Below are 19940 nucleotides of genomic sequence, written 5' to 3' on the forward strand. Positions count from 1 at the left end.
CCTAGAGAGTCTTTTTCAAACCTCACATATTTTCTAACAAGGATATACACAAAAGTATATTATTTATATCCAGCCCGTTTCATCAACATCACCGCTTTTTGCTGATTACTACCGGCAACAGATACATTTACTAAATCCTGTTTAAACTTACCCCATTTAGCAACTTTAGGATCAGGCGTAATGGTAGGGTTCGCCGGATACTCATGATTTAAATCCGCGAATAAGTTCTGAGCTTCACTACCGCTTAACCATTCAATAAATTTCTGAGCCTGAGCGGCTTTTTTTGAATATTTTGCAACACCAGCACCAGACACATTAACATGTGTACCTCTACCTTGCTGATCAGCAAAGAAAATACCAACCGGCAGGTTAGGTTTCTTATCCATCAAACGGCCATAGTAATATGTATTACCAATACCAACATCACAACGCCCTGCCGCAATCGCTTCCATCATAGCGGTATCATTTGGGAAAGGAGCAACTGCCAGATTATTTACCCAACCTTTTACAATTCGAGCGGTTGCCACCTGCCCTTGATTAGCAATCATTGTGCCAACCAAAGATTGGTTATAAACGCTATTAGATGTCCGTAAACACAAACGTCCTTTCCATTTTGGATCTGCCAAATCAGCATATGTCGAAAGTTCTGATGGTTTTACCTTATTGGTATTATAAAAAATCGTACGCGCTCTTACAGAAAGACCAAACCATTGGTTTTTAGGATCTCGCAAATTAGCAGGAATATTTTTATTTAATGTTGCTGAATTTATCGGACGCAATAAATCCATTTGAGTCGCTTGCCATAAATTACCGCCATCAACTGTAATTAATACGTCTGCAGGACTATTACTGCCTTCGGCTCTAAGCTTTTCCATCAAAGGGCCGGCTTTATCATTCACCAATTTAACGGACACCCCCGTTTTTTTCTGGTAAGCCTCCACAACTGGACGTAACAGATTATCGGAACGAGAAGAGTAAACAACTAATTCTTCGGCAAATACTGGAGCCGCTACCAACAATGCAACTGAAACGGCCAGGGCTTTTTTCATCATACTTTATGATCCTTTCTAAGGAAACAATGGGATACCAACAAGCCTCATATTTTGTAATAAAAGGATAATGAGGGTTCTCTAGCGTTCATTATTTTAATGAATAATAACATTAAGAACAATAAAAATTATCATTCTTAATAAAAACCATTATAATCAGTTTAATACTCTTTTCTAATAAATTTAACAAATAGTCGGTACGGTGATCAAAAAGGCCGTCTGAAAACCTTATGAAACGACACACCACCAAAATTCTATTACCACGCATTTGGTTGATATTCTGCATCATACTCATCGTTATTCCACTATCCGTCATAGTGGCTGCTTTAGGAGAGTTCGATACGGAAATCTGGGCTTTCTTGCTTGACTATCAACTACCCGAGTTATTAAAAAACACGTTTTTTCTCATAGTAAGTGTTGGCACTGGTGTGGTTGTTCTTGGGACATCAGGGGCTTGGTTAACGGCTATGTACGACTTTCCACTACGCCGTTTTTTCTTTTGGGCATTAATGCTACCAATGGCTATTCCCGCCTATGTTTTAGCATTCACCCAATTAGGCATATTTGACTATACCGGCCCTATTAATACCATTATTCGAGAGCGTTACCATATCGAGCAGTTGCTGCCAGAAATTCGTAATGGCTTTGGTTTAATGATCGTGATGAGTTTAACGTTTTATCCCTACGTCTACCTACTTGCCCGTAATGCATTTGTCAGTATGGGGCAACGGGCACTGGAAGCCGGAGCGTCATTGGGACTTTCCCCCACACGCGCTTTTTTTAAACTGGCCTTACCTATGGCACGGCCTTGGATTGCCGGGGGAAGTATTCTTGCACTCATGGAAGTACTGGCTGACTTCGGTACGGTGTCCATATTTGGTTACGATACCTTCACAACGGCTATTTATCAGGCCTGGTTTGATTTTTATTCATTAGAAACAGCCAAACAGCTTGCTGCATTACTGATTACACTGGTATTTATTTTATTGGCCTTAGAACAACTCAGCCGAGGCAATCGACGCTTCAACCCATCAGGCAAAGCACAACAACACCGCCGTAAACCGCTTTCAGATGGCCTCAAATGGCTGGCAACAGCTTATTGCAGTTTAATTTTACTATTTGCCTTTGTTATTCCATTAATACAGCTCGGATTCTGGGCTTATGAAACATGGGATGACGGATTCAATACTTCATTATGGTTACACGCATGGCACTCATTCTCTGCCAGCTTGGCCGCCGCAGTGTTGGTTGCTATAACCGCCCTCTTTCTGGCGCTCGCCAAACGCGCAGATAAAAGTCGGTTTGCCGCTGTTGCCGCACGCATTGCAACTTTAGGCTATGGCATTCCCGGTACTGTATTAGCTGTTGGTATTTTTGTACCGGTAGCATGGCTAGATAATATTTTGATTCATTTTTTAAATCTTCCTGAGGATACAACTGCTATTTTCAAAGGCACACTCATTGTCATGCTTATAGCTTATTTGATACGTTTTCTTGCTATTGCTTACGCTTCAGCAGAATCCGGCTTAGAAAGAATCAGCCCTTCACAAACCGAAGCAGCACGCTCACTGGGTTGTACAGGTTTCGGTGTATTATGGCGTATTTATCTACCACTTTTAAAAGGCTCACTCGGTACCGCATTATTGATGGTATTTGTTGATACGATGAAAGAAATGCCAATTACCCTTATGACACGGCCTTATGATTGGGATACGCTTGCGGTCAGAATTTACGCTTTCACCACAGAAGGGCAATTTGCCAACGCCTCACTTCCCGCCCTATTTATTGTGTTCACCGGCCTACTGCCTGTAATACTTTTTTCCCGTACGGAGCAAAACCAATGATTCTAGAAGTATCTCAACTCAACTTATCATTTGATCAGAAACCTGTTTTAAAAGATTTTAGTTTTGCTCTGAATAAAGGAGAAATTGCCTGTTTACTCGGCCCTTCCGGATGCGGGAAAACCACCGCTCTGCGTACAATAGCAGGCTTTGAACAACCTGATAGCGGCAAAATTATATTGAATGGTAAAACACTTTCAGACGGCCTCACTTTTATACCGCCTCACCTACGCCATGTCGGCATGGTCTTTCAGGATTATGCCCTATTCCCACATTTAACAGCCGCACAAAATATCGCTTTCGGTATTCATAAACAGTCGGTAGATAAGCGCCAGCAACGCGTTAAAGAATTACTTGATTTAATCGAACTTGCCGATTATGGAGAACGTTATCCTCACCAACTCTCAGGCGGACAACAGCAACGTATCGCCCTAGCCCGTGCACTTGCACCTAAACCTGAATTGATTCTACTTGATGAGCCTTTTTCCAATCTGGATGCCGACCTACGCACCCAACTATCTAAAGAGATACGCCAACTACTGAAAAAAGAAAATACCAGCGCTATCTTAGTCACACATGACCAACACGAAGCTTTTGCCATAGCAGATAAAATCGGCCTAATGTCAGCAGGCCGCCTGAACCAGTGGGATACCCCTTACAAGTTATACCATGAACCAGCTGACATCTACACTGCCCACTTTATTGGGGCAGGTGTATTACTACAAGGAACGGTCACTGATAATCAGTGTATACAACTTCCCGTAGGTACATTTCACGGCCCATTACCTTCTTTATATAAAAACGGGGATGAGTTACATGTCTTAATAAGGCCAGATGATATTGTCTACGATGAAAATAGCCTAATTACTGCTGAAATATTAGATAAAGATTTTAAAGGCAACTATTTTGTTTACACACTCAAAATAAATAGTGGTGAAACCATATCTATGCAAATACCGGCCCACTATAACCACACCATCGGAAGCCACATTGGTATATGCATGAATTTAGAGCATTTAATTGCTTTTTCAAAATAATTCTATTTTTATATAAATATCTACTCAAATCAAAAGGTAGAAAACATTCAATATAAATATACAACTCAATAAATTTACACGGTAATTGATACAAAAATAACTAATTTACTCACAAATAGTACTCATCATCCTTTTCTTAGCCTAAAGTATTTCTAAATATAGGATACTTTGTAAAAACCAATGAGAGTAATAAGCAGCAGTATTTTTTGTTTAACCTACCAGTTATTCGAGCCGTGGGCTGATGCATACTACAAACAACAGGATCATTTTATTTATACAAAAAAACGGCTTTTATAAGAAAGAGTTGTTTTAAATGTTTTTGAATGACTTTATCTAGAACAGTTCTTATTAACACAACTGAAAAACCAATACTTCAAAAAAATTGAATATCCATGCTAAATGGATATTCAATTTTAGAAAACTAAAATATCATAGAGGCTTTCCAATCTCATCTTCTTCTCAAGTTATTAAATAGCTATAACAACCCATTTAAATATAAATTAACTAAGTTTTGATAATATCAAACAAGATTCTATGAAAAGATGCAATAATAAATGTAAGCTACACACAAATCGACTTCTGAATAATTCTATACAACAACAGAAAAGCTCTTTATACCCGATTAAAAGTAAGCTGAACAAGAAAGAGGCTGAAATAACTTAATAAAACGATTAAGCTACATCAGCACCCGAATATTACATATAATTTGCAACATACTACTTGAGTTTTAATACAAAATACTCAAATTTTTAATTTTATCAAAAACAACCTACTAAATAATTGCAGATAGACACAACAAAAAGCTTATAAAATATCTGCTATATGTTTAGCTGCACGCTTGGCATCAAGAAGAATTAAGCCTAACTTTCCACTTTCTTTTGCCATTAATGCCAATACGGCCCCGCTGCCAGCCTGACTCAATAATACATAACCATGAGAACCTTTAACCATCACCTGATCTAGCTCTCCACAAGCTAACTCATGTACAGCACGATTCCCTAAAGCAAGTAAAGTAGCCGACATCGCACCGACCCGATCCGCATTAAGATTAGCGGGTAATAATGTTGCAATAGGTAACCCATCTGTTGATATCACAGCTGAAGCTGTTATATCTGTAGAAGTATTATTTAAATCACTTAACACTGAAACTAATAATTGTTCGCGCATTTTCTATTCCATTTATTCTAAAAATCTGATCAATTTGCCCGATTGATTAAAACTGATGAGCTCTTATCTTAATCGTATAAACTCACTTATAACTTACCATAGCGATGGTATAAAACTTTCACCAAGGTTACAAACTCATCTTTGTTCAAATCCGGCAACCCACCGACAACCAGAATTAACTTACTCATACCAATGTATAGAGGGAAAAAAGTCAGTTCACTTTGCCCTGAAGGATCACATATCCCCCAAGCACTATGATGTATATGTAAGTTGTTTTTAATCAACAGCTGATGCTTGTCTGCTACTTCTGCAATTTCACCTGCTAAAATTCCTAATTCTTCAGCAGCTTCATGATGAAATCCGGCATTCGCAAAATATAACCCATTTTCATCGGCTAATAATGCTTTTCCTGAATTAGAAAGCGTTGCCAACAAATCAGGAAGTTGCTCATCTGATAAAAATATATCTTCGTTACTAACATTTTCATCGCCATATAAAAATTCAAGGCGTTGTAACCGATAAAGTAAATTAAGTGCGCTATCAAAATCATTGGTTTCAGCCCAGTTTAATAGCTTTTCTTGGCTTATGGTTTCATTTGGATTAGCTCTCAACAAACCATAAAGAAGTGTTCGGCTAGCACTGGGCGTATCACCCGAAACGGCATAATAGGCACCAGCCGGAGTAATCTTAGGGTACAAATTTGATTGTAAAGAAAGTGTAGATTCCATCTTATACCTCTAATCCCGGATCAATTGAGAAGAGCATCGCGCTCACTAATTGTTTAACATCATCTTCACGACGGGCATCAATTTCAAATACGGGAACATTAAAATTATTTTGTGCCAGATATTTCTGATACACATCTACGCCGGGCAAAGAACGAATGTCCATTTTTGTCACCCCTACAACTAAAGGGGCTGTCTTCAACAACTCTTTAAATGCATCTAAGAAAAATTGTAAGTCTTTTAAAGGATTGGTTCTCGTGTTATCCAATAATAAGATCAATCCCATACTGCCCTGACTAAGGATCTCCCACATAAAGTTAAACCGCTCCTGACCCGGTGTACCATAAAGATGCACTTTGGTTTCTTCGTCTAAACGGATAACACCATAGTCCATTGCAACTGTTGTGTATCCTTTTCTAACGAGTGTCATATCCGATGCATCGGCATCAGTTTGCACCGGCGGTTCATCGGATAATGCAGAAATTGCCGTTGTTTTACCTACACCGACAGGACCGGTAAAAATAATTTTATTCTCTTTCATTATGATAACCTCTTTAATCTTTATTATTTCTTACCAATCAATTTACGCATTAACCGTTGTAGCAAACTACGCGGCTGCTCCGCGGAAGGACTCACCGCTTTTTGAGCATCCCTAGACATCTGATTATCGGGCAACTCGCCGCCAACATTAACACTTTCACCCACCATATGTTCTTTTACGTTTTGCCCATCAAGATCGGTATCTATAGCAAGAAAACCCGTAACATAAGTAGCAGATAAATAATTTAATATATCAGGCATATCCAAAGGCATGACTTTATAGAGGATATTTAGGTTTACCGATGTTTTCGTAAGAAACGCCGATAACCGCATAGACTCCGGCACCGATGCCAAACGGGTTAAATTTGGCCACCGTTTTAAAGTAAAGATTGTTTGTGGCGTCATGGGATAAATCAGACGTCCTTGTGCAGTCCAAATCGCCATCTGCCATAAACATGACATAATGGTTACTTTTGCCTTTTCTTTCCATTGCGGATTATCAGGAACTGCTTTACATACTACGGATAAATTATCATCTTTACTTAATTTTTCAAGCTCGGCAGCACCAATAGTGAGTAATACGCGTTGAATACTTGGGAATACAATTAATACAGGCTTTCCTTCATGCAATATAGCAATATCTTGATGTCCTTGACTAGCAAACTTTAAGGCCCCTAGTAAGCCTCTTTGCGGATTAAACCGGTGGATAGTAGCCTTACGCACCCCTCCTGAAGGATTTGCATCTGCTGCCTCCGTTTGCCGGTCTGATACTTCATAAATATTCCCTCCTTGAGAAAGGCTTCTTAAAATAGGAAATAAAGTATCGAACTTAATTGGTTTAGCTAAATAAGGTGCAGTTACAGTAGGTTCTTTAATCGAAAAAATAGCAACAGGTACATCTTTATAAGAATCTTTTAGCTTATTCCAATTGGCCAGACCTTGTTCTGTATCTGTATCTACTAAAATCAAATCAGGTTGTATTTCGGAATCAGGCTGAATGATTTCATAATTAGTTGTATTATGCATCTTAAATGCCATACGGAAAATAGCCTCCTGCTGCTCACCCATGTCTTGCAGCATAATCCGTATTGTTTTTACTTTAGGTAACATGTTGTCCATTTTCGGTACTCTTTAAATTAAAAAGGTATTTACTATTTATTAGAATATTGATTCATTCGGCGTAACAACCGGCTCATTGCCAATACCACTTCCTCAGGCAGACTTGCCACATGCTCACGCAGCAATCTTAGGAACTGCTCCAAACGAGACCAGTCTTCCGCACGTTCATAAAGATCGAACAACATGACATAGAGTTGCGACTCTTGCGGATACTGTAGCACTGCCTGCTCTAAGGTACCAATGGCTTGATCCAGCTGCCCATACATCAGCAATGATTCGACTTCTTTAATAGCTTCTTCTGCCGGAGATGCATTTTCACTAATAAGAGAAGAATCTTTTTGAACCAAATCACGATACTTAGACTTCAATTGAAGAGAAGTTGGCTGTAAATAACCTCTTTTTAATCCAATTTCGCGAACTTTTTGTTCAGACGGCCCCTTTTCCAAATCATCAAACACTTCATGATATCCCAAGCTGTACCCCCAACCCAGCATACGCTCTTTAACTTGTCGGCCATATTGGCCCAAAGAGTAGTAGAGCTTCCACAAATGTTTGGCAAACTGGTTAACTTCCTCGTATTGATAATCTAATTTAAGTGCGTCAATGATTAAGCTGGCAGGCTTAGTTGACTTTTGAATTGCCTTATTGTATTGACGTAACGCAGTTTCATAATCCACCTTACCTCTAAGAATTTTGGCACTCTTTTCAGGCTTCACAAAACTAATTACCGCACCCATTTCTTCTTCGCTAACATTACCTAAATCAAGGTTTCCTTTAACGATCTCATTGCTTTTTGTAGTAGCGTGGTCTGTACTCTTTTCAGATGAATCCGTTGTACGAATGGTCAAAGTCGGCGCAGAAGATGCTGATTGAATATCATCTAAACTATTGCTTTCGCCAATAATCCGTGAAACTTGCTGCATACTCCAGCCCAAACGGTTTTCAGCAATCACGCGTAATATTAAATGTGTTGGATTCGCAACTAATCCTGCTTTCACATACTCGGCTAAACTTTCTTCCTGCAAAGAACCACCATGCTGATTTAATGTTTCAGCCAACAAATCGATATCATTAATACGCAAGCTCAATCCAACGAGCTCATGTACTAATTTTTCAGGCGCATCATTTCCTAAAGTTGCCAGATATCCTGCTAAAGAAGCTGCAGCTTTACTTTCATAGCCGAATTGCTTGTAAACCTGATATTCCGTAAGAGGGTCAACCTCCTGAGCAGAAACCGCAGTGGTAGTAGAATCTGCGGCACCACCCTCCCAGCCCCAGTCTTGATTTTCTGTATCAGAAACAGATTGGGATACTTGGTCCATCCAGTCACTGCCGCCAGCAGCCGTATCTTTACTCTGTTGGTGACCTTTTTGAGAAAGTTTGGATGTTTTTTGCTTTTTGGATGCTTTATTTGTACTTTGTTTGTAACGCACGAACAACAATGCGCACAAAGCCACCAGCAATCCTATAATTAGAAGTGAATAATCCAAGGATATCTCCCGATAAGTGTAATAGCTCTAACAAATCAGATTTGAAACTTGTTGGGATAGATTGTAGAGCATATTTTTAAAGCAACATTATTCCCCAAGTGCATAATAATAACATGATTTAACCATTTATTACATCAGTAACGTAGTTTAATGTTATGCATAAGGGTGTTTATGCAACTATGGTTACTCTCTAAAATATTTAGATATCACACCCCATATACTTGATAATCCATTTATTTGAAAAAGTTTTCACAATAATCATCTTCTCATCTTCCTATATTCCCAAATAAAGCTTATAGAAGAAAAATAAAGTCATGCATTTGATGCATAACGATATATGACCAAACTGCATAATCAAAGTTTACACCTTAACAAACAATATACGTTTTTCAAAATTAAACCATGATATACAGATAATTACCATTACATTCTCAATTTATAATCATTAAAAAATCTATTCTGCGGAATAGGTATATTACTTTAATGGCAACTTTATCTTGAAATATAAAATATTTAATTTACATTTACATTTAAGATAAGAGAGGGTGTCTTTCCAACCATAGGCTCGAATTACCTACCTACAAATTAAGTAAATATAATTTACCATATAATAACTTAAGTTAAAATTTAATATGTTTGCAACCATCATTACATGTTACAAAATAACCACACTTTTGTTAGCTATACTAATTATAGTTGTATTTTCTACTAGTCATGTCACATAACAATGGATCAAAGTAGCCATACTAATGGTTCTTACTCGAACTAATATCTTAGAATAAAATCTAAAAAACATACTATTCTTCCTAATATAAAACGAGGCAATATTAGTCTCAAAAATAGTAATTTTATGCTTTCAGTCACAAAAGCCTGAATATTACGGTATGATTTATACAGTCTTATACATAAATTGAAGTATAGATATCACGATGAAAAAATTTAGTTTTGGTGTATTTGCTTTTTGGCTTTCAACTACTGTTTTCGCAAACACCCCTATTCCGGACTTTCCGCCTGTATCTTCAGGACAACATGTTGTCATTAATATTCCTCAACAACGCTTGTTTCTTTATACAGATGGGAAACTGACTAAGGTTTACCCGGTAACGGTAGGAAAGCCAAGCACACAAACCAATTTGGGCGAACATAAAATTGGCCCCAAAGCATTTAATCCGACTTGGCATATTCCCAAAAGTATTCAAAAAGAACGGAAAGACGGCCTTAAAACCATTCCGCCCGGTCCGAATAATCCGCTTGGCCCTGTATTTGTACGAATGGGAGACCCTAAACTAGGTTTAGGTATTCATGGTACGAATGCACCAAGTAGTGTTCCGGGCATCCGCAGCCATGGTTGTGTGCGGATGAAATCACCGGATGCTTTGGAATTTGCCAAAACCATCAATAGCGGCTCACCTGCTTCGGTCATTTACCACATGGCAGCATTAAATGTGGATGCAAATGATAACCTTTGGCTGGCTGCCTACCGAGACCCATACAATCAAAAAAACTTAGATACGGAAGCATTGCGTAAAAGTATTGATGCATGGGCAAAAGCACATGGAAAAGATATTAATTCCAAACGTGTTGATGCTATTCTGAAAAACCGTTCAGGTCATATAAACTGTCTGACCTGTGCCAAAGGCGTGAAAATCAAAGGCCCTTTAAAGTCGATAGCCTGGACAACGGGATCGGACTTACTTACCCAACCTAAAGCCGCTCCCCCTCCCGAACCGACACAAGATGAAATACTACCGTCCGGTGCCGAAATAGAAGTTGATGCTGAAGCGCCTGCAATCACTCCGAACACAGGTAAAACCGTTGTACCGACCAACGTTGATAAGCCAACAGCCATCTCACCATCAACTTCTCAGTATCAATTATTACAGGAACCTACTGATACACTGTTTTAAATTTTCTATTGCTGCATATAATTTATATATCACTAAAATATTTCAGACGGCGTGATCCTTTTATGAAAAGAACCAGGTCGTCTGAACCCTTATCTACTGAAACAACAGTCTCAATTAATTGAATATAAAAAGTGCCACCAATTGGAAATTTTATTCATTTCTTTATTAGCGGCACCCCAAAGTACTGTGTAATCATTATTACTTAGTACAATATCAATATATAGCAAAACCTATTGAGCAGTTCCGCCCACACCAATTTGCATTGACGGCTGATAAACAATACCACCGATTTCTTTCGCTTCGGGACCAAAGAAAGTAAGACTATAATCCCCATTCACTTGTGCTTCAGATAGTGTTTTACCCTCAATACCTTTGGCAATCATATGACTGCCATCTAACGTATTGTTATAAACGACATTTTTAATATCTGCTTCCTGTAAAGTAATTGTTCCGGTTTTTTCAATACCGGTCACCTCCCCACTACCCTTACGCTGATTAAAATCTACTTTATAATTGAAACGCCCCGTTTCATCTTCACTAAAAGCTTGCCCTGTATATTGATACTGCCCCACATCGGGTAGTGTAGCCGTAATATCACCTTTAACCAATCCTATACCCATAGGTTCTTCTCGAATGGTTATATTTTTACCTTCATCATCTTGCCCTACTATAGACTGCGGAGCCAAATAGCCTGCAATAATAGAATACTGTTGACGATAAGCACGGATACTACCACTTTGAGTTGGAATTTCACTAAAAGCATTTTCTTTAAAATCATTTAATACAATTTGACTTTTATCCCTATGTGTATGGCCATTGATTATTACCTGATAAGGTGCCTCCATCCCAATTGAAGCTGCGGGTTTCTCGCTATCAAGTGAATTTTGCTCCGAATCTGTTTTTGAATCTTGTCCCAAATCTTGTTCTAACGCCGAGGAAATATTTTGATCTGATTTAGCTGAAACTGTTGTTATTGGTGTTGACGTTGAAGCCACACTGGGACCATCACTCCCACCTCCTCCGCATGCGGAAAGAACGCATATACACATAACGGCTAAACCACCCCAATTGAAATAAAATTTATTCATGACATTCATATAGATATAAAACTCTAAATAAAAAAAAGAGGGTGCATAATATCTAAAAAATACAACAATACATAGCTATTTATTAACAAAAATAGCCGATTAATTGATTTTTTTCTCAATTTAACAATAAATAAAAATCATTTTTAAATAAACAAAAATAATTAACCAATCTATTTATCTTGCATCAACCTTTATTAACGCTTTTTCATAAAATAATAAAATTATGCCTATAAAATAAATAAACTAAGGGCTTTCTAAGTATAAAAAGCAAAATTTCCAACAAAAATCAGAATTTACTGATAGAATCCATGTCCACACTTTATATGTACTCTAATTCACAGGAGCAAAAACGCCATGCAAAACGACGTTTATGACTATACCCAGGCACCAGGTACCGGTGCAGTACAGAAAAATACCGTATTACGCAAAACATACGGTTTACTCGGTTTATCTTTTATCCCTTGCGCCGCAGGTGCTTTTATCAGTAGCCAAACGGGCTTCAACCTATACAGTATGTTTAACAACCGTTGGGCATCTTTCGCTATCGTATTGGCTTTTTTCTACGGCATGTGTTTTCTGATTGAAAAAAACCGCTATAGTAATGTCGGTGCCACATTATTAATGGTTTTTACATTTGGAATGGGTATATTAATCAGCCCATTGTTACAATACAGTTTAAGCGTTAGCAACGGCCCGCAAATCGTCGGCATTGCCGCTGTGATGACTGCCGCTATATTCTTTACCATGGCCGCAATGGCTCGGCGTACTAAAGCCAATATGAACTCACTCGGCCGTTTTTTAATGGCAGGTGCGGTTGTCTTAATGATTGCCGTCGTTGCCAATATGTTTTTTCAGATTCCGGCATTGGCGCTTACAATCTCGGCAGGTTTTGTGCTTTTCAGTTCTTTATTGATTATGTGGCAAATCCGTACCATTATTGACGGTGGTGAAACCAGTCATATTAGTGCTGCATTAACCATTTTTATATCCATCTACAATATTTTCAGCAGTCTGCTAAACATTTTATTAGCCTTAGCAGGTGAAGACTAACTCTGCTTACCCAAAGGCCGTCTGAAAACATTTTCAGACGGCCTTTTTACTTTGACATTCACATTATCAAGCTTTATCCTTTCTTCCTAAATCTCATTTTTATTAATAAATCATCATGACAACCCGCCCAATCCGCCGTGCGGTTTATGCCGGCAGTTTTGACCCCCCGACCAACGGCCACTTATGGATGATCAGCAAAGCACAGGCCATGTTTGACGAACTGGTCATTGCTATCGGTGCCAATCCTGAAAAACAGCACACCTATACGGTAGAAGAACGCCGTGAGATGCTTGAAGCCATTACCAAAGATTTTTCCAATGTACAAGTAACCGTATTAAGCAACCGTTTTTTAGTCGACTATGCAGACAGTATCGGCGCCCGTTTCGTTGTTCGCGGTATCCGTTCAGCTTCCGATTATGAGTACGAACGATCCATGCGCTATATCAATAGCGACTTACATCCGGACATTACCACCGTTATCCTCATGCCGCCGCGTGAGTTTGCCGAAGTATCATCGACTATGGTTAAAGGAATGGTCGGCCCGGAAGGTTGGCGCGAAATGATACGCCGCTATTTGCCTGCCCCCATCTACAATAAAATCTTAAAAGACCATGAAAATATAGATTAACCCTATTCCCATCATTAATAGGCCGTCTAAAAATGAACTGACCCCCAAATCTTGGACAAACATAAAAGCCTTTTCAGACGGCCTATTCACCTATCAAAATACTGATGCCGACTATCCCAATAGTTTCGACACGCTCCGTTATACACTTTCATTATTCTTCCAAAAAACTTTTCAGACGGCCTAAAAATAGCAAACGGATATTGTGCCAATTAACTATTTAACAGGCTTGCGGAATCCAATAAAATCTCATAAGGTTACGCCGAATGATGTAAAAACACCCTGTAAACAAATCCGACTTTATTCTAGGATAAACATCAGGGATCCTAAAAAATAACGGGCATTCAGACCCGCATAAACCGTAACAAAGGAAAAATAAATGCCGCGACAGCTAACCCAACAATTGGGGCGGGCGGTTGCCGAAACCATGCTCGCCGGATTCAATAAACATTACCGTCTTTATCGAGAAGTTACCGCCCGTGCCAAAGAAATGTTTGAACAACGCAACTGGCGCGGTATTCAAGACTTAGTCGCCGAACGGATTCAGATGTACGATCAACGTGTGATGGAAGCCGTAGAAGCATTACGCAACGAGCATGCCGCCGCCGCACTCAGCGATGAAGTTTGGGCAACAGCAAAAACAGAATATATCGCCTTATTGGTAAACCACAAACAACCCGAATTGGCCGAAACATTCTTTAATTCGGTTTCTACCAAACTTTTGGCTAAAGAATATTACAATAATCAGTTTATCTTCGTTAAACCCTCAACCAGTACCGAATACATCGATTCCGACCCGCCCACTTTCTGTTCTTTCTATCCCGACAAACAAGGGCTGCGCGGTTGTTTGCGCAATATCTTGCATCATTTCGACTGGCAAGTTCCATTTGCCCATATGAGCAAAGATATTGCAGATATCTTACGGGCGGCACGGGATTATTTCAAAGCCGAATGGCCGCCCCAAGAAATGAATCTGCATGTGCAGGTATTACACGCCCCGTTTTACCGCAACAAAGGCGCTTATGTTTTCGGGCAAATTGTCAACGGCGGGGCACGCCATCCGTTTGCTTTGGCCATATTGCATGATGACGAAGGCCGTCTGAAAATAGATGCCGCCCTTTTCGATGCCCAACAAATCGCCGTATTGTTTTCGTTCGCGCGTGCGTATTTCTTAGTGGATATGCCGGTACCCAGCGCATATATCCATTTCCTACATGAAATGCTGCCAATGCGCGCACCGGGCGACTTATACACCATGGTCGGCCTGCACAAACAAGGTAAAAACATCTGGTGGCGCGAATTTGCCCAACACCTCGAATATTCCCACGATAAATTTATTCTCGCACCGGGTATTAAAGGTTTGGTAATGAGCGTTTTCACCCTGCCGTCTTTCCCTTATGTATTCAAAGTGATCAAAGATACTTTCGGCCCCAATAAGGATTTTGATCAGGCTTATGTACGGGAAAAATATTTGTTGGTAAAAAAACACGACCGTGTCGGCCGCATGGCAGATACGCTGGAATTTACCAACGTAGCTCTACCTAAAGATCGTTGCGATGAAGAGTTTTTAAATGAAATGCGCACACTTGCCCCCAGTCAGTTTGAAGAAACCGAAGATAGGGTGGTGATTAAACACGTTTATGTCGAATACCGTCTCAAACCGCTCAATCTCTTTATGCAGAAAGCCAAGCCGACAGACAAAGCCGCAGCGGTCATCGACTATGGTTACGCATTAAAAGAGCTGGCTTCCGCCAATATTTTCCCGGGTGATATGCTGTATAAAAACTTTGGTATGACCCGGTTCGGTCGGGTGATTTTTTACGATTATGATGAAATCGAATACATGACCGACTGTAATTTCCGCAAGATTCCCCCTGCCCCCAATCCCGAATATGAAATGTCGGGCGAAGTATGGTACCCCGTGAATAAAGGCGATGTATTCCCCGAAGAGTTCGGCCCCTTTTTATTGGGTGAACCCGATGTTCGGAAAGTGTTCTTAGAACACCATAAAGACCTACTATCGCCTGAATTCTGGCAGGGTAAAAAAGAGCGGTTGGAAGCCGGGCTGTATGATGATTTTTACCCCTATCCGCAATCGGTTCGTTTCAATCCCGATAAAGTAGCAGCGGGAGTAGCAGATGATGCAGATGCTTAATCGAAATACATTAATCGGCAACCTAAAAACCGTTGATAACCTCCCATAAAGCAGTTCGGTTTCATTATTCAAAATAAACTTAGGGCTTAGAGCGCAAATACATTATCAATTTGCGCTCTAAGCCCTAAAATAATAGGTTATAGTCAATCCAACTGAAAATTAATCCATATCCGGTATTTCATACCAAGTAGAATGAGAATGGTGCCATAACAATATAATACCGACGCAAGTCGATGCCAACATCATTCCCGACATAACCATAGGTGTACCATTATGCAACCAGGCAGTCAGCATGCCGGCCAGTGCGCCAATTATCGTCTGAAATACACCTAAAGCCGCATTGGCACTACCGCCCTCTTCTTTAAAATAAGACATAAAACAGGCTTGCGTATTCGCCGTTATCAGACCTTGCGTGCCAACCGAAACCATCACACAACCGACCAACATCCACATAGGCGGCATTCCCAGCATCAAAACCAAAGCAACCATCAGCAAATTGGCTGAAAACTGAACGATAATGCCCCATTTGAGAATATCTTGAGCATGTGTACCACGCTTTAAGCGCCATGCCGTTATACGGTTAAATGTCGCCATCGTAATAATATTCATACCGAACACCCAAGCATACTGATGGGAAGAAATACCATATAGCTTCATATAAACAAATGAAGATTCGGTAAGAAAAGAAAACATCGACGCAAAGCTGAATGCCTGAAAAAACAAATAACCCAAAGCCGGTTTAGTTGCAAACACCCTCCGGTAGCGACCCAATACCACACTGATAATACTACCCTTCACCTCATGCACCGACTCATGGCAATGTAAAAACCAATATAACAAGCACCATACAACACTTGAGTAAATTGTTAAAAACACAAAAATTGCACGCCAGCCGCCCAAACTCTGCAAACCGGCACCCAACAATGGCGATATTAAAGGCGCAGCCATCATGATAATAGCGATTAAAGCAAACATTTGTGCAGCCTTACGACCCGTATAATTATCACGCACCGTTGCACCGACAGTTACCACCGTCATACCGGCACCAAAAGCCTGTATGACGCGCAATAACAATAGTTGATCAGCCGTCTGAATAAAAATCAAACCGGCCGCACTGACAATATAAATAAATAGACCTATAAGACCGACAATACGGCGGCCTTTAATATCCGATAATGAACCGCCTACTATCTGCCCCATGGCTACGCCGAATAAAAAACCACTCAAACTCTGCTCGATGTGGTGAATATCGGCCGACAGGCTTTCGGCCATTGCCGGAATAGCGGGTAAATAGGCATCAATAGAAAACGGCATCAGGGCAACCATTAAAGCCAGTAAGGTAGCTATTTGTTTGTCACTGAGCACTCTAGTTTGTGTCTGTGTACTGGACATTATTAAAATCTTTCATTAATTTTTTTAGCTTCGTATCCAAACATATCACCATACCCATAACCATTTTCGTATGAGAAGGGATTGAGCAAAGGATATACGGATAAAAAAACGTTAACAAAATAACGTTTTTAACGGAAAAAGCACCCGCACGGAAAAGTATAAACCATACCACCCACCGCCTTACGGGATACTTTATTGAAAATTTACTTTCCGAATATGGAGGCCGTCTGAAAAATTTCAAACGGTAAAATAGAATTTATCACGAAAATATCGTTCAATCAGATACTTTATGCCGAACCCTTAAAAAAGTTGCAAATCTCGGTATCCCTTTTCGGGTAAACCCTTGATAACGGTAGGTTATAATACTGCCGACAGGCGGCGGATCCGCCCTATCCTTGTCTTTAAACCCGCTACCGATACGAAATTCACCATATCGGTTGCGACAGCCCAACGCCCCTAATTTATCCTTATATTTACCTTTACCCTCATAATGCCGCGTAACCGTACATGTAAGGCGGCGCGCGTTTTGTCACAATTTTGCATTTTTTTTGACACAACAGTAAATTCAGGCAGTGACAAAAATAGTGCAAATAGTAAGAATAAAGAAAAGCGACGACATCGTCGCTTTTTTGCTGGCGTGGGAATATGATTGTTGAAAATTAGCAACACGCTTAGAACTTATAAATCAAGTTATCCTCGTATGACGCATCCTTATTAACGTAAGCCCTGATTGATACTCTCTTGGTGTTGTCAAATGACTGCCAGTTATCCAGCCTCATTGATAACATAGTGTCTACATAATCGACAAACTCCGACCGGGTTGAACTAAAAAACAAATACGGCGGCCGCGTTAAACTAACCAACTTAAGGAAATCAACCAATCCGAATCTATTAACTTGAGCGTATGCAGCTTGCGCAGTAGATAGATAGGGCGGGTCAAGCAACAGAAGTGCCTTGGGGTTGGAATCAAACAGCGGGATTAAATCAGTATAAGACTGCCGAGTAATCTCTAAACCATCCAAATAATCATCTGCAACCAGATAATCATTAATAGGCAGCTTGGCATACCACTCGGCCTTATATAACTTTTGCCAGTCCTCAACTTGACGGCCGCTGAATAACAACCAAGACGACAACACAACATGGCATTTATATCCGTCAAACCGCTCAATATCGGCAATAATGGCCTGCTTGGTGCTGTCTGATATACGTTGATTTTTGCTGTACCCTGCAAGATGCCCCTGAATAATATGGCGCAAGCGATTAATGTCGGGGATAGCCCGGACGCGCGATGCGTAATCATCATAATCGTTATAGATCACACGGGCGGCTGGCTTAACGCGCTTGGCAACATGAGCTAATAAGCCGCTGCCACCAAATACATCAACAATCGTCCAGCCCTCACCATCGCCGGGGATATTGTCTAAAACAGAAACAAAATGTTTAATGAAGTTGCGCTTTTGGCCAACAAAGGGCAACGGTGCCTTAGAGTAGTATTTTTGCATCATATTTACTGGCTCCCGGCACTCTTTTGGCGCTCTAGAAAATAGTTAAACATGATGCTCTTAGGCATTCGGCGCGAAACTTATTAATCAATTGAAATGATTAATAGTTTTGCAGCGGTTACATTTGATTTGCACGCTACCGCTACCAATTGCCAACAATCTACGGCAATGACGGCAACGCAACTCACGGTAATTAACCATGTTGCATTTACTCCGTTTAGGTTAAAATCACCGCCGCTTGTACAAGCAAGGCGGCCCTAGAAGTCAATGCAGGTTGTGCTGCTTGGCTGGCGTGTCGGTGTTCCAGCACCGGCACGTCGCCGTCTCTCCTTATCTTTTTTAGCCAGCGGCTCCTGACGTATCCGGTACCGCCATCCAATGCAGGGTTAAATCAGAACCCCAGTAATTACAACCTATAACAGCATATTCTTTGGTCACCTCCCTAACAACTAAAAAACGATACCCATCTCTTTGCGAGGTCAAACTCATGACTGGCGGTGCATCAAAAGGCACTGGGAACCTCAATATATAAGTTGAGCTATTACTCACCTTGCCATTTACCAGCCCTATCCAATCCTCATCAACTCTGTTATAAAGAATAAAATCTAGATCAAAAACAATTCGCCCTGCCTGCATGCCGGAAGAACCGCTTGACGACTCTTTCCGAAGTTTTTTTATTTCTGCCGCGAGCCTGTCGCATAATGCTTCGATTTGGCCTTTAAGCGTCATTTCAACGCCTCTTCAAATCGTGCTACAAAATCGGTATCGGTATCGCCTAAATTCAAGGTCGCTTCCACGGCGGCTTTTTGTTCGGGCGTTAGCACTTGGGATTCGTCAATGCGCAACCGCTTACCGATTTGCTCTGCCATTGCAGCCGCACCACTTTTATCTTGGGTGATATAAGCCCCAACTTCTTTTAGGGTGTCATAGGCTTCTTCTGCTCCATCTAAGATTTCGCTTTTAACCGTTTGCGTTACCTCGGCTTTTGCCTCATCTATTAATTGCTTCGTTTTTTGGCTGGAGTACACGGTAGATGCCGATGCAGCCGATTCATCGTCAATTCCGGCATTACCGCCTGTTGCACTGCCATCAATACGGGTTTTAAGCTCATTAACCGCACCGACCAAGCTGTCTTTATGGTCGGTTTCTAGCGCAGATTTACGTCCGATATCACCCTTAATGCCTTTCAGGACAACACCTGTTTTATCAATAAATAGATTGATACGTTCGATTAATTTCATATTTTTTAT

General features: G+C 40.4%; 18 protein-coding genes and 1 pseudogene. 6 read left to right on the forward strand and 13 right to left on the reverse strand.

What is annotated here, in order from left to right; translation table 11 throughout:
* Positions 1–59: 59 nt before the first annotated feature.
* Complete coding sequence (locus NXS09_RS07870) at positions 60–1052, reverse strand: Fe(3+) ABC transporter substrate-binding protein (protein ID WP_259292002.1); 993 nt, start codon at positions 1050–1052, stop codon at positions 60–62.
* 227 nt (positions 1053–1279) lie between these two features.
* Here NXS09_RS07870 and NXS09_RS07875 point away from each other — a divergent pair, with 227 nt between their 5' ends.
* The gene (locus NXS09_RS07875) at positions 1280–2893 is read left to right on the forward strand and encodes an ABC transporter permease (RefSeq protein WP_259292003.1); all 1614 of its coding nucleotides are present in this window, start codon (positions 1280–1282) and stop codon (positions 2891–2893) included.
* Positions 2890–3927, forward strand: a complete 1038-nt coding sequence (locus NXS09_RS07880; RefSeq protein WP_259292004.1) for an ABC transporter ATP-binding protein — start codon at positions 2890–2892, stop codon at positions 3925–3927. The genes NXS09_RS07875 and NXS09_RS07880 overlap by 4 nt, the downstream gene beginning before the upstream one ends.
* Before the next feature lie 804 nt (positions 3928–4731).
* On the opposite strand, the gene NXS09_RS07885 is transcribed toward NXS09_RS07880, so the two are convergent.
* The 5 genes from NXS09_RS07885 to NXS09_RS07905 all read right to left on the reverse strand — a co-directional run bounded on the left by NXS09_RS07885 (position 4732) and on the right by NXS09_RS07905 (position 8968).
* Positions 4732–5094, reverse strand: a complete 363-nt coding sequence (locus tag NXS09_RS07885; RefSeq protein ID WP_151049916.1) for a roadblock/LC7 domain-containing protein — start codon at positions 5092–5094, stop codon at positions 4732–4734.
* A gap of 86 nt (positions 5095–5180) precedes the next feature.
* Positions 5181–5822 (reverse strand): peptidase M23, encoded by a 642-nt coding sequence (locus tag NXS09_RS07890; protein WP_259292005.1) that lies wholly within the window; start codon positions 5820–5822, stop codon positions 5181–5183.
* A 1-nt stretch (position 5823) separates the two neighbouring features.
* The gene (locus tag NXS09_RS07895) at positions 5824–6360 is read right to left on the reverse strand and encodes a GTP-binding protein (protein WP_151049912.1); all 537 of its coding nucleotides are present in this window, start codon (positions 6358–6360) and stop codon (positions 5824–5826) included.
* A 23-nt stretch (positions 6361–6383) separates the two neighbouring features.
* Entirely contained in the window at positions 6384–7478 is a 1095-nt protein-coding gene (locus tag NXS09_RS07900; RefSeq protein WP_259292006.1) for a response regulator, read from the reverse strand.
* A gap of 32 nt (positions 7479–7510) precedes the next feature.
* Positions 7511–8968 (reverse strand): 23S rRNA methyltransferase, encoded by a 1458-nt coding sequence (locus NXS09_RS07905; RefSeq protein WP_259292007.1) that lies wholly within the window; start codon positions 8966–8968, stop codon positions 7511–7513.
* Positions 8969–9897: 929 nt separating this feature from the next.
* Between NXS09_RS07905 and NXS09_RS07910 the strand changes: the two genes are divergently transcribed.
* On the forward strand, positions 9898–10875 hold the full coding sequence (locus NXS09_RS07910; protein ID WP_259292008.1) for a L,D-transpeptidase: 978 nt from the start codon (positions 9898–9900) through the stop codon (positions 10873–10875).
* A 230-nt stretch (positions 10876–11105) separates the two neighbouring features.
* Here the strand turns inward: NXS09_RS07910 and NXS09_RS07915 are convergent, their stop codons facing one another.
* The gene (locus NXS09_RS07915; protein ID WP_259292009.1) at positions 11106–11963 is read right to left on the reverse strand and encodes a factor H binding protein domain-containing protein; all 858 of its coding nucleotides are present in this window, start codon (positions 11961–11963) and stop codon (positions 11106–11108) included.
* Between the two features lie 354 nt (positions 11964–12317).
* Between NXS09_RS07915 and NXS09_RS07920 the strand changes: the two genes are divergently transcribed.
* The 3 genes from NXS09_RS07920 (at position 12318) to aceK (ending at position 15793) form a co-directional block, all read left to right on the forward strand.
* The gene (locus tag NXS09_RS07920; protein ID WP_259292010.1) at positions 12318–13013 is read left to right on the forward strand and encodes a Bax inhibitor-1/YccA family protein; all 696 of its coding nucleotides are present in this window, start codon (positions 12318–12320) and stop codon (positions 13011–13013) included.
* Positions 13014–13128: 115 nt separating this feature from the next.
* Positions 13129–13641: a pantetheine-phosphate adenylyltransferase gene (gene coaD, locus NXS09_RS07925; RefSeq protein WP_259292011.1), complete on the forward strand. Its 513-nt coding sequence runs from the start codon at positions 13129–13131 to the stop codon at positions 13639–13641.
* 376 nt (positions 13642–14017) lie between these two features.
* Complete coding sequence (gene aceK / locus NXS09_RS07930) at positions 14018–15793, forward strand: bifunctional isocitrate dehydrogenase kinase/phosphatase (protein ID WP_259292012.1); 1776 nt, start codon at positions 14018–14020, stop codon at positions 15791–15793.
* Positions 15794–15952: 159 nt separating this feature from the next.
* On the opposite strand, the gene NXS09_RS07935 is transcribed toward aceK, so the two are convergent.
* The 6 genes and pseudogenes from NXS09_RS07935 to NXS09_RS07960 all read right to left on the reverse strand — a co-directional run bounded on the left by NXS09_RS07935 (position 15953) and on the right by NXS09_RS07960 (position 19931).
* Positions 15953–17185, reverse strand: coding sequence for a multidrug effflux MFS transporter (locus NXS09_RS07935; protein ID WP_259292013.1), 1233 nt, complete (start codon positions 17183–17185; stop codon positions 15953–15955).
* A gap of 274 nt (positions 17186–17459) precedes the next feature.
* Positions 17460–17693 (reverse strand): annotated as a pseudogene (locus NXS09_RS07940) (DNA ligase); the annotation flags it as partial.
* Between the two features lie 163 nt (positions 17694–17856).
* Positions 17857–18693: a hypothetical protein gene (locus tag NXS09_RS07945; RefSeq protein ID WP_259292014.1), complete on the reverse strand. Its 837-nt coding sequence runs from the start codon at positions 18691–18693 to the stop codon at positions 17857–17859.
* An 84-nt stretch (positions 18694–18777) separates the two neighbouring features.
* Entirely contained in the window at positions 18778–18891 is a 114-nt protein-coding gene (locus NXS09_RS07950; RefSeq protein WP_259292015.1) for a zinc finger domain-containing protein, read from the reverse strand.
* Between the two features lie 138 nt (positions 18892–19029).
* Positions 19030–19419 carry a hypothetical protein gene (locus tag NXS09_RS07955; RefSeq protein ID WP_259292016.1) on the reverse strand — a complete coding sequence of 130 codons (390 nt, stop codon included), beginning with the start codon at positions 19417–19419 and terminating at the stop codon, positions 19030–19032.
* Complete coding sequence (locus NXS09_RS07960) at positions 19416–19931, reverse strand: hypothetical protein (protein ID WP_259292017.1); 516 nt, start codon at positions 19929–19931, stop codon at positions 19416–19418. The genes NXS09_RS07955 and NXS09_RS07960 overlap by 4 nt, the downstream gene beginning before the upstream one ends.
* Positions 19932–19940: the final 9 nt, after the last annotated feature.

Source organism: Neisseria montereyensis, assembly GCF_024834045.1.
GTDB lineage: Bacteria > Pseudomonadota > Gammaproteobacteria > Burkholderiales > Neisseriaceae > Neisseria > Neisseria montereyensis.